We start from the raw sequence: 11,923 nt of genomic DNA on the forward strand, positions 1-11,923 counted from the left end.
TGTACCTTGTACTCTTTATCGTAGCTTCGAGCCATTGCCTTTCCTCCTTCTTCTTCTCTTTTTTCTACTCCCTTGAGGAAAAGGTGTCAACTTTTTTTATACCATATCACCGCCCCCGCTTCCAGGAGCTCATGGCCGACATCAAGCGGGGCCTGATCCGCCGGGTGGTGGTTTACAAACTGGACCGTATCAGCCGTTCTATCCTGGACTTCGCCACTATGATGGAGCTGTTCCAACAGTACAATGTGGAGTTCGTTTCCTCTACGGAAAAGTTTGATACCTCCACCCCTATGGGCCGGGCTATGCTGAACATCTGCATTGTGTTCGCCCAGCTTGAACGGGAAACGATTCAGAAGCGGGTAACGGACGCCTACTATTCCCGTTGCCAGCGCGGATTTCACATGAGCGGTGCGGCCCCCTACGGCTTCAAGCTGGAGCCCACCACCATCCAGGGCATACGCACGAAAATGATGATCCCGGACCCCGACACGGCGAATATTGCCCGGTTGATGTTTGAAATGTACGCCGAGCCGTCCACATCGTTCGGGGATATTGCCCGGTACTTCGCCCAGGAGGGCATCCTGGTGTATGACAAGGAGCTGCGCCGGGGCTTCATTTCTCAAATGCTCCGCAACCCCATTTACGCCCAGGCGGACCTGGAGCTGTACGAGTTTTTCAAGGGGCAGGGAGCCGTGGTGGTGAACGAGGCGGCGGACTTCGCCGGGACCAACGGCTGCTATCTCTACCAGGGCCGGGACGTGCAGGAACGAAAAAACAAGGAGCTGAAAAATCAGATCCTTGTACTGGCCCCCAGCGAGGGCATTGTTCCCGCCGATACCTGGCTGCGGTGCAGGAAAAAGCTGATGGCGAACATCACATTCCAGGGCGGGCGCAAACCGAAAAATACCTGGCTGGCCGGAAAGATGAAGTGCGGCCACTGTGGGCGGGCGCTGAAAAGCCTGGGCAACCGGGCGGGGACCCAATACCTCTATTGCACCAAGCGGGCAGACAATATGAGCTGCGAGGGCTGCGGGACGCTTCGGACGGCGGAGTTTGAGCAGTTTGTCTATGAGGCGATGGTACATAAGCTCTCCGAGTTTCAGACGTTGACCGCCAAGGCCGAGACAGTCAACCCCAGGCTGACCGCTTTGAATGTGGAGCTGGCCCAGGTGGAGAACGAGATTGAGAAGCTGTTGAACACCCTGACCGGGGCCAGCGCGGTTTTGATGTCCTACGCCAACGGGAAGATCGAGGAGTTAGACGCCCGCCGTCAAGGGCTGATAAAGGAGATTGCCGCACTGAACGCGGAAAGCGTCTCCCCGCAAAAGATCGAGTATTTGTCCTCCCACCTGGGGAATTGGGACAACATCGACTTTGATGACCGGCGGCAGGTGGCCGACATCATTCTCTCCCAGGTCCAAGCCACCGCCGAGCGCGTTTCTTTTGAGTGGAAAATCTAATTTCTTGCCCCCAGCGCCTTATTCAATGGTGTGTTTACCATTGTCAAGCGTTGCTATCCTTGTGCAATCTGAGGGGACGGACTATAATAATAGAAATCTGCTAATTCTCGAAGATTACCTTGACGGAATTTTGACTTTCTCCCTATATGATGAAAAAGACTGGAGGTGTTCGCATGGCATACAGAATTTTGATTGTGGATGATGAACCTATCCTGACCGAATTGCTTTCCACCCATTTGCAGGATCACGGCTATACGGTTTCCGTTGCCAACAGCAGCAATGAAGCCATGGAAAAATTGAATACAAAGCCAAATCTTATTCTTCTGGACATCAATATGCCGGGGATGGATGGGCTGGAGCTGTGCAAAGTCATTCGGAATCACATCGTCTGCCCTATCCTGTTCCTGACGGCGCGGATCACTGAGCAGGATAAGGTCAACGGCCTGCGGGCTGGAGGGGACGACTATATTACCAAGCCATTCGGCTTGCAGGAATTGATCGCCCGTATTGAGGCACATCTGCGCCGGGACGAGCGGCACAACCGCCCACCGGAGGTCGTGACCTCCCAGGGACTGATTATCAATCTCTCTGATCGAAAAGTATTTTGGAATGAGCAGGAGCTTTCCTTTTCCAAGAGAGAATTTGACATCATCGAATTTCTGTCCTCTAACCCCAATCAGGTCTTTGACAAGGAGCGTATCTATGAGGCGGTATGGGGCTATGACGCGGAGGGCGACAGCAGCGTGATTAAAGAGCATATCCGCAAAATCCGCGCAAAGCTCATGCAGGCCAGCGGAAATGAGTACATCGAAACAGTTTGGGGGATGGGCTACCGATGGAAAAAATAAAAAGGCGGTCATTGAAACGCTCTTTTATGAAGGCTGTGGCGGTCACTATGTCAATCGTGTTTCTGTGCAGCGGTATTGCGATTTTCGGCTGTTACCGCTTTCAAAAGCATATTCTCCCCGATTCCAACGAGGTCTGGCTAACGCAGCAGACAACCGCCCCGGATGGTACGGTCACAGAAGCAAAAATGAGGTACATTCTTGATGGCTCGCCAGAGCCATTCGGCCAACTGGTAGCGGACGGCCAGGAACACAACGAGAATCAGGGACAGACGAGCTACATGATAGAGCGCATTGAATCCAGCTACTCTATGCTTTCCTCCAAAGCAAAAATGGCCTACCGCGCCTCGCAAATTTGTATGGTGCTGCTGCCGTTCCTGTTTGCTGTGATTGGAATTGCTTTGTGCGCGTGGTGGTTTTATCACAAGGTGCTGGAGCCGCCGATCACTGTCCTGATGGAGGCCACCGCCCACATTCAAGACCGGGATTTGAACTTCCAGATTACCTTTGACGGGCAGGATGAACTGGGCCGGCTCTGTGCCGCCTTTGAGAAAATGCGGCAGACCCTATATGAGAATAACCGTCAGATGTGGAGTATGCTGGAGGAACGCCGGGCGTTGCAGGCATCCGTGGCCCACGACCTGCGTAACCCCATCGCCATCATGACCGGTTATGTGGAATATTTGCAGGAGAACAGCCGGGGTGGGACCTTGACGGAGGAAAAACTGGAAAAGGCGCTCTCCAATCTCGGCATTACCGCGGAACGCATGGGCCGCTATACCGATACCATGCGTGACCTGGGGGCTATCGAAGAAACAGAAGTTCACCGCAGAGAGGTGGAGCTTCCTGATTTTTTACAGCACATGGCGGATTCTCTATCCATTCTGTTTCAGAATACCGATGTGCGTTTTTCCTGTGACCTCCATTTGCCGAAGGGGAGGGCCGTCCTTGACGGAGAGTTGTTGTACCGCGTTCTGGAAAATCTGATCTCCAATGCCCTCCGTTTTGCGGAGCGGGAAATTGGACTTACTTTTTGTCTGGAACATGGAATCCTGTTGGCCACCGTGACCGACGACGGGCCGGGCTTTTCGGACAAGTTGCTGCAAAAGAAAACCGCCCTGTTTTACTCCGAAGATACCTCCGGCAAGCACCTTGGCCTGGGACTGGCTGTAAGCCGGGTGCTGTGCCAAAAGCACGGGGGAACTATAGAGCTTTCAAACCAACCGCCCCACGGGGCCTGCGTGAAAGCCTCCATTAAATTGCAAGAAATATTGTACGGCACAGCCTTAATAACAGGAGGAGAAAATGGAAATATATGAAGTGATGCTTGACAGCAAACAATATGCCCAGTTAAAGAGTATGCTGATTGAAGATAGGAAGGGGGACTTAATAAGAAAAATACCAATCAACGGAAACGATTTGTTTTGTGATATGATTCATGAAATATATTCGCCTGTAATAGATGGATGGAGTACACTTGAAATTGTATTGAAAGAATCTGCCAAAGCACTGGATCTGTTAAGATTTATGACAAAACAGATATTTCCGGAGGACGAAAATTATTTTGTGAGACAGATTGGGAGAAATTGGGCAAATATTCGTTTGGAAAAGGATTACGCATTTAGAATATATAAGATCAAGGAAGAAGGCTTAAAATAAATTTTTAAAAGGAAATTTCTCATTTATCGGGCAGTTATCAATAATAGGCAACTGCCCATTCAGCCGTTTTGACAATGTGGAAATTTGATCGGCGTTTACAACGAAATGCCGCCCAAAAAACTTGGGCGGCATTTCGCTTTTCTTGACCGAATTTTGACTTTTTCCCGCTATGCTTAGTCCATCAAAGCAAAGGAGGCCATGTATGCGAAAACGATTGATCGCTGTTCCCCTGATGTGCGGCGCACTTTTATCCCTCGCCGCCTGCGGGAACTATGCCATTCCAGACAGTACGCCCCCGCCGTCACAGGCTGTTGCGGCAAACCCGTTTGAGGCGGCGGAGGAGGACGCCGGATTTCTGGCAATGCTCACCCACGAAGCTGCTTCGGCTGATTTCTCCGAGAGCGGGGAGCGCCTGCCCTTCCCCTATGACGGCGGCGAATTTCGGCTGGACTACCGATTCTCCCTCTCCGGCAAGATGGATACTGTTGGATTTCTCCTGTTTCTGGACGGCCAGCCCCAGCCCTACAAGGTGAACGATACCACAGCGGAGTATGAGTATTGCCACAGCTTCCCCACAGCAGAGGATCAGACCTTTTCCTTCCTCTTTGAGCCTGTGACCGGCAGCACCGGCGATACGCTGACCCTGACCGTGGTGAGCATCACGAACCCGGACTTCCAGCCGGATATGGAATCCACCTCCAGCTATGGCTGGTATCATAAGACGCTGGATTCCTGTGTTGAATTGAAGTTCAACGCAGACGCGCCCGCCACCCATTCAGACCTTCCGCCTGTCCGGGAAATCTTTTCACAAAGCGGAGTGCGGGAGGAAAAGGCCACAGCGCAGTATGTGGAAAACGAGCTTCCCAAATACGGCTGGGGCGGTGTGAGCATGGACACGCTGGATAGTGGGATCTATTATACCTTCTCCTATGACGGCGGCATCGTCTATGACAACCTGCGGGCCTCCGCTCCCGTTCCCCTGCGATTTACCATGTGCGGCACAGCCGGGACAAGTTACAGCATCGCTTTTTTCCTGGATCACCGGCCGGTGAAATTTGACGAAAGCACCTGCCGCTCCATTACATTGAGCAAAGGCGGCGTCATGGAGCTTGAGGCCGTGATCGACCCGGACAAGCTGGGGCAGTTTAACACCTTCTACTGTGTGGCCGTCCCCCAAGGTGGAGCATCCGGCCCGTTCTTTAAGACCAATTCTATTTTATTATATAAGGAGAACTGAACATGAAAAAGGCATTCTGCATGATATTGGCGCTGCTTTTTACCCTGGCGTTGTCCGCCTGCGGTAAGATGGATTCCCCGGCTCCTGCGGTTTCGGGAGGTGACCCCTCCGACACTCCTGCGGTTTCAAGGAGTGACCCCTCCGATACATCCGTGGTCGCTGTCCCGCCCTCTGACGGACAGCAGTACCAGCCCATTTCCCAGGCTGGTACATCCTGCACCTTCGACCCTGCCCTGTTTGGCGGCAAGCTCCAGAGCTGCGCCTATGCCGGGAATGGAACGCTTTTCGTGCTGGCGGACAAGCTGTACCTCTACGACACAGGGACTTCCTCGGTGCTGGCCACCGCAGAAGCACCCCTGCGCGACTTTGAATCCCAGGCCATTGACGGGGGCTACGTCCTGTCCGGCATGGGCGATAACGGCATGATGGCGTACATCTACGACAGCTCGCTCTCTCTGAATAAAGAGATCGCGGTGGATGAGCTTTTGCAGGGGGATCTTGTTGTCAGCGAAACCGGGGGCGTAGCGGCCTCCACGGACGGAAAGAAGCTGGCGTTTGCCGCCATGGGCGGGTTATATCTGTATGACCTGGAAAGCGGGAGCCTGACTACTCTCCTGAACGTGGCCCAAAATGCCGGGACCGCCAGCATTGGAATTTCCATGTTGAACGGCGCCGCGTTTGCTCAGGATAACAGCCAGATTGTGTTCTTTGGCAGCGGTAACTCAATTCCCGCGGTAGATGGCGAGGAAGGCTTTTCCATCCACGGGAGCATCGCCGTGGATGGCAGCGGTCTGAAGCTCACAAAACCGTCCGGCTACGAAATGGAAGAAATGCAGAGCAGCGTCAGCCGGTTGTTTTTCCCGCAGACCTTTACCCAGGCCAACGGCACGCTGCTTTGGATCGACCGGGCAACGGGCAGCGCCAATACGCTTTCCTTCTCTGCCAGCGGTGAGGGCAAAGACGGCGTGTACGGCTCGGAGCAGGGGGACTATGTCGCTACCGCCGTTCTGGGCAGCAATCTGACTGTTCGCGTCTATGACGTGGCCTCCGGCGCATTGGTTGCCACCGAAGTGATCGAGAACTCCGACCCTACATATTTCAACCGCATCCCCAGGATTTACCTTTTAGACGGGGCCAAGACCGCCGTAGTCGTTCTCGGAGGCAGCATTATCGAAGTTGATACGTTGGTATCCACATTTACATTTGGAGAATAACATGGAGATTACATTTGAAAGCGTATCGAAGCAATACAAGAAAAAATATGCGCTGAAAAACTTTACTGCTACATTGAACGAGGGCGTGTACGGCCTGCTGGGCGAAAACGGGGCCGGGAAAACCACGCTCATCAACACCTTTGTGGGCATTTTGCGGGGGGACAGCGGTACGATCCGGGTGGACGGTCAGGATGTGAGGACGCTGGGCAAAGCGTTCTTGTCCCAAATCGGCTATATGCCCCAGTATCCTATCTTCTATCGGGACTTTACCGTCAAGGATTTTCTGCTCTATATGTGTGCGCTGAAAGACATTCCCGCCCACGAAGGGCAGGACCGGGTTTCCGAGCTGCTGGCCACGGTGAACCTGACGGACGCACAGGACAAGAAAATCGGTGCGCTCTCCGGCGGTATGCGTCAGCGCGTCGGCATTGTGCAGGCCATGCTGTCCGACCCCAAAATCCTGATTCTGGACGAGCCTACCGCCGGTCTTGACCCCAGCGAGAGGATACGGTTTCGGAACCTGATCTCCCGATTTGCCCAGGGCCGGACGATCCTGCTGGCAACTCACATCGTTTCGGATGTTGAGTGCATCGCGCGGGAAATCCTGTTGCTGAAACAGGGGACGCTGCTCATGCAGGGAACGCCCGCCGCGCTGGAACGAAACATTGAGGGCAAGGTGTGGAATGTGACCGCCGGGGCCGAGGATGCCGCGCTGCTGACCGATCTATACTGTGTCAGCAACATGAAGCAGGAGGACGGACGGTTTACCCTCCGCATTGTTGAGGATGGATGCCCAATCAAGACCGCACAGCCTGTCCAGCCCAACCTGGAGGATGTGTTCTTGTACTATTGCAGGGGGGAGCGCCATGATACGTCTGATACGGTATGAGTTTATCAAGCAGTTCTGCAAACGCTCCATCCTGGCGCTCTTTGTGGTGTTCAGCCTCGCCAACCTGTTCAAAATCTATGGCGAATACAAATCCTACTCCTATCTGACAGACGGGAACGGAGAGCGGAGCTGGCACACGCTCCATTGGCAGCTTTACGAGGAATATCAGGGTGAAATCACCCCGGAGAAGATCGAACGCCTGCTTGCGGTTTATCAGCCACTTGTGGAGACCACATCGGATATGACCGCAAGCACCGCCACCGATGACCCCAATACGATGACCGGGAACCTGTACAGCGACAGGAACCTGCTGGACAAGTATTTTGTGCAGCCTATGCAGTATTCCTATGAGTACAGCGGCCGGTCGGAGCAAGTAGCAAACAGAGCGCGGCAAAGCGCCGCGCTCTATGGGGAACGGGGAGCGGTCTATCAGCAGAGGAAGAGCGGCGCGATCTATAACCTCTATGCTGGCCGCACCATCCCCGCCTTTTCCTATCGGGAAATGTGCAATTACTATCTGAACTATGATTTTTCCATCATCCTGACCCTCCTGCTCTGCCTCTATGGGATCATCGGAACCTTTGTGAGCGAGCGGGAAACGCAGATGGATATGCTGTTACTGGTAAGTCCTAACGGCGGCAGAAAAACAGCCCTGGCGAAAATCCTCGCGGCCACCCTGTTTCTGCTTTTGACCTCGCTGTGGTTTTCTCTCCTTGACCTGATTGGCTTTGCGGCCTCCTTTCAGACCTTGGAAGGGCTGACCCTGCCGGTGTTCGCGATTCCGAACTTTGCGGAAGTCTCCGTTAATCTCAGCATTTTTCAGTATGTCCTCCTGTCTGCGGCACTTAAATGCGCTGGTACATGGGTGATTGGGATGCTCTGGCTGTTGGTTTCGATGTTCTGGAAAAATGCCCTGCTCCCGTTTGTCATCAATTTTGCCCTCTGTATAGTGCTGGTTGTCAACGGAGCCGTTTGCGCCTACTCCAATTTCTTCTGGACAAAGGTGCTGAATCCCTATTCTCTGCTGACCAACCGTGTTCTCCTGGGCAAAACGGAGTTTGTGAACCTGGGCGGGTTCCCCGTCCTGACTTGGCAGGCCGCAGTTTGGATTTCTTTGACAGCGGGCTTTGTGCTTGTTACCGCAATCTATTTTCTGTCAGCGGAAAACTGCCACCGCTGTGTTGGGAGGGCAAAATGAGTGTTTTCTCTTATGAATGGAAAAAACTGATGGTCATGCAGCGGGGTCTGTTCTATATCCTGGCTGCGCTCCTGATCAGTACGGTTTGGCTGGCTGCAACCGACAGGCCGCAGAACAGCGCGATGGAAGAATACCGCGAGGAATACGAGTGGTATCTGGAACGGCTGGACGGGGCGTACACAGAGGAAAAGGCCGCTTGGCTGGAGCAGGAGGCCCAGGCCATCACGGAGGCCCGCTATGCCCGCTCCGGGTCCCAGGAAAGCTATTACAGCGGCCAGATCACAGAGGAACAATATGAGCGGCAGATCACGGAAGTCAACACTGTTTTGGCCCATGAGCATGGATTTGAAGCTGTGTATCAGCAATATTTATATATCTGCGAGAACACCGGCAATCGTTACTTTCTGAACACAAACGGCTGGGCGGGGCTGTTTTCCGCCCAAACGCTGGACTTCCCGCTGTTCCTTGTCATTTTGATTTTGGCAGCTACGGTTTTTTGCTCGGAGTATAGCTGCCAGATGGACGCGCTTTTGCGGACTGCGCCGCAGAGCCGTAAGAGTGCCGGATGCAAAGTCGTGATGACCCTCTGCGCCGTGTTTGTCCTCTGTGTAGGACTATCCCTGATCCGTTTTCTGTTCTTTGCGGTAAAATATGGCCTGCCCAATGGGGAGTACCCTGTTCAGAGTATCGCCAGTTTCGGGGGCAGTACAAAAAATATCTCTTTGCTGGCCGCGTATCTGATTCTGACCGTCCTGCGCTGTTTTGGCTCGGTGTATCTCGCTGCCCTGCTGCTCTTTACATCCGTTTTGGTGAAGAAATACGCTTTGACGGTGGTGATCGGAGTGGCATCCACCTTAATCCCGTATATCGGCCTGTCCAGACAGATCTGCTACCGCTTGCCGCTGCCCCTGCCGTTCCTGCTGGCAACCGGCTTTTTGGAGGGGGCTTCTTCTGTGGAGGATTCGTTGACAGGTGAAACCATCGTGACTTTTTCGGAGCGTTCCCCCCAGGAGCTGCTGGCCCTGCTCAGCCTGTCCGCTGTGTGCTGCGCCCTCATGGTATGGTGGGTCCTGCGGCAAAACACAAACTGCTGGCAGTCTGGAAGAAAAGCCGTCAGAGGCTGCGGGGTTGCCGCGCTCTGCCTGCCGGTGTTGCTCTCGCTGTCCGGCTGCTCTGTCACAGAATCTACAAACGGGATATTCAATTCATCTTCGCAAAGTGTGTCGGAAACTTACAGTGTGATCTTCGACGATCAGACGCGGACATACTCTCTGGAGAACCGGAAAACCGGCGCTTTGACGGATTTGGCCCTCTCTCCGCTGTTCGGGGCCTTTTCGGACGGAGAATCCGTCCAGGCGGTCTATATGGATGCTCCCTGCATTTACTATATGACCTCGCGCACAGAACAGTATGTGGATCGGGTCGGCAGCTACAACAGCACAGCTACCCAGGTGTCTATTGTCCAGCTTGATACAGAAACCTTTGAGGAACAGGTTATTTTTGAGAAAATAACGGACAGCGGGCGCTCTCTGCTGGGAATTGACTATACCGTGGGGGATACCTGGATGTTTCTGCAATACTGCTATGGCTTTTTCTTGAACAACGACAGCCTCTTTTTCATTACGAATGATGGGATTACGGAAGTGAGCAGGACGATCCAGCGAACGCAAGTGCTGGACATCCCCACCAGGGGGAATATAGCGTTTGATGGGCGGACGATCTACTTCATCAACGAAAATTCTTTGCTGACGACGTATGATACCAAGACCCAAAAAGCAAGGCCGTTTCGGAATATGGTTGCCTGTGACTTCTGCCTGACCGATCAGGGGTTATATTTCATCAACCGCATGGATTCCGACTGTGTTTATTTGTGCGGCAAGGACGGCGTTGGCAGTCTGAAGATTTCAAATGACCCGGCCCTGTCTGTTGATTATGACGGTGAGAAAGTTACCATGATCCTAAAATCGGACGGGAAGGAGGTGGTTTTTGAGCCGTGACGGTACGGGAGCGCCAAGCATCCGTCAGAGCAAGGCGAAAAAAGCGCGGCAGAAGGTTGATGATCGCCTATGCTTTGCGCGGTGTGATCTTCCTTCTGCTGGATCTGATGATTATTCTTATGGTATGTGGGGTGCTTTATATCAAGGAGCATCTGGCTCCTGCGCCGGACAGTGAATTGCCTGATGGGAATAGAGGAGATTCAACGGGCGATACCACTGTTGCGGGAAGCTCCATCATTCCGGCAGCGCCTTCTATTCCCGGACAAGTAAAAATTGCCTTGGATGCCGGACGTGGTGGAGATCAGCCTGGGTGCGTAATAAATGGTGCAACTGAAAAGGATATTACTTTGTCCATCGTTTTGCTACTCCAAGAAAAATTGGAATCAGAGGGTGCTGCCGTTGTTTTAACGCGGAGTGCCGATTCTGATGTCAGCTTGCCTGACTGTTCAGAGATCGCAAACAACGCCGGGGCGAATTATTTTATCAGCATCCATTGTAATTCGTATGAAGATGATTCTTCCGTCACAGGATTTGGGTGCTATTGCTATCAATCTGCTGAAAGTGAGAATCTGGAAGAAACTATCACATCAACGGCGGATAACCATTCGATTTCAACGCGGAAGGTAAAGGAGGAAAACTATGCCGTATTGCGCGAAACGGCGATTCCTGCTGTTCTAATTGGGGTCGGTTTTTTGACGAACACAGAAGAACGGGGAAAACTGTTGTCCCCGGAATATCAGGATACTGTGTCCTGTTTGCGGGAATAAAACCCATGACAAGATGCGGGAGGATACTGTACTGCTGAATTTCCCGATATATTGCCCTAAATGCAAGCAGGAAACGCTTATTGAGGGACAACAAAAAAATCACCGTCATCAAAGGGCCAGACGCATAGATGCAGAGCCGATGAACTTGTGAGCGAATCACCAGATCATCGGCTCTGCATATCACATTACATACTGTTTTGCATCTAAAAGATAAGTATTTTCCATTTGCCCGTCAGTTCATTTGCCATAGCGCGTACAGCGGCCAGGACCAGCCGCCCCTCTGTTCCGGGCGAGCTCGGTAAAGCCCCGCGATTTCCTGGATTTCGCGCTTTGATACTAAGAGCAATTTTGCTTTTAATAAGAACCTGTATTCACAAGGAGAAAAGAACGTGGTAAAATAGAGATATGGAAGAAAAAGGACGGGAGTCGTACCCTGGCGACTTGACGGATGAGCAGTGGGAAGAGATCGCCCCACTATATGCCGAGATGCGCAACTGCACGTGGAGCAAGAGGGAATTGACGGATGCTGTGCTGTATTTGGTAGATTCGGGGTGCAAATGGAGACAGTTGCCCCATGATTTTCCGCCATATTCAACGGTACACAGTTTTTATCGCCGCGCCCGGATCAGCGGGCTGTGGGATAAAATTCTGGAACAT

General features: G+C 52.8%; 10 protein-coding genes and 2 pseudogenes. All 12 read left to right on the forward strand.

Features of this window, described 5'->3' with window-relative positions:
• Nucleotides 1-110: 110 nt before the first annotated feature.
• Nucleotides 111-1,460, forward strand: a pseudogene (locus C814_RS08005) (recombinase family protein); the annotation flags it as partial.
• A 173-nt stretch (nucleotides 1,461-1,633) separates the two neighbouring features.
• A complete protein-coding gene (locus C814_RS08010) occupies nucleotides 1,634-2,308 on the forward strand; it encodes a response regulator transcription factor (protein WP_016315152.1) in 675 nt (224 codons plus the stop codon).
• 47 nt (nucleotides 2,309-2,355) lie between these two features.
• Nucleotides 2,356-3,624: a HAMP domain-containing sensor histidine kinase gene (locus C814_RS08015; RefSeq protein ID WP_016315153.1), complete on the forward strand. Its 1,269-nt coding sequence runs from the start codon at nucleotides 2,356-2,358 to the stop codon at nucleotides 3,622-3,624.
• Nucleotides 3,611-3,964 (forward strand): hypothetical protein, encoded by a 354-nt coding sequence (locus C814_RS08020; RefSeq protein WP_016315154.1) that lies wholly within the window; start codon nucleotides 3,611-3,613, stop codon nucleotides 3,962-3,964. The genes C814_RS08015 and C814_RS08020 overlap by 14 nt, the downstream gene beginning before the upstream one ends.
• Before the next feature lie 202 nt (nucleotides 3,965-4,166).
• On the forward strand, nucleotides 4,167-5,201 hold the full coding sequence (locus C814_RS08025) for a hypothetical protein (protein ID WP_016315155.1): 1,035 nt from the start codon (nucleotides 4,167-4,169) through the stop codon (nucleotides 5,199-5,201).
• Nucleotides 5,202-5,203: 2 nt separating this feature from the next.
• Entirely contained in the window at nucleotides 5,204-6,415 is a 1,212-nt protein-coding gene (locus tag C814_RS08030) for a hypothetical protein (RefSeq protein ID WP_016315156.1), read from the forward strand.
• Between the two features lies 1 nt (nucleotide 6,416).
• Nucleotides 6,417-7,304, forward strand: coding sequence for an ABC transporter ATP-binding protein (locus C814_RS08035; RefSeq protein WP_016315157.1), 888 nt, complete (start codon nucleotides 6,417-6,419; stop codon nucleotides 7,302-7,304).
• On the forward strand, nucleotides 7,282-8,502 hold the full coding sequence (locus tag C814_RS08040) for a hypothetical protein (RefSeq protein WP_016315158.1): 1,221 nt from the start codon (nucleotides 7,282-7,284) through the stop codon (nucleotides 8,500-8,502). The genes C814_RS08035 and C814_RS08040 overlap by 23 nt, the downstream gene beginning before the upstream one ends.
• Nucleotides 8,499-10,499, forward strand: a complete 2,001-nt coding sequence (locus tag C814_RS08045; protein WP_016315159.1) for an ABC-2 transporter permease — start codon at nucleotides 8,499-8,501, stop codon at nucleotides 10,497-10,499. Before C814_RS08040 ends, C814_RS08045 begins: the two co-directional genes overlap by 4 nt.
• On the forward strand, nucleotides 10,496-11,266 hold the full coding sequence (locus tag C814_RS0103855; protein WP_016315160.1) for an N-acetylmuramoyl-L-alanine amidase family protein: 771 nt from the start codon (nucleotides 10,496-10,498) through the stop codon (nucleotides 11,264-11,266). The genes C814_RS08045 and C814_RS0103855 overlap by 4 nt, the downstream gene beginning before the upstream one ends.
• Nucleotides 11,235-11,394: pseudogene (locus C814_RS23435) on the forward strand (cysteine-rich KTR domain-containing protein). Before C814_RS0103855 ends, C814_RS23435 begins: the two are co-directional and overlap by 32 nt.
• A gap of 277 nt (nucleotides 11,395-11,671) precedes the next feature.
• Nucleotides 11,672-11,923: transposase (locus C814_RS08050; protein ID WP_016315161.1), on the forward strand; the 252-nt coding region annotated here is incomplete at its 3' end.

It is taken from the genome of Anaerotruncus sp. G3(2012) (assembly GCF_000403395.2).
Taxonomy (GTDB): Bacteria; Bacillota; Clostridia; order Oscillospirales; family Ruminococcaceae; genus Anaerotruncus.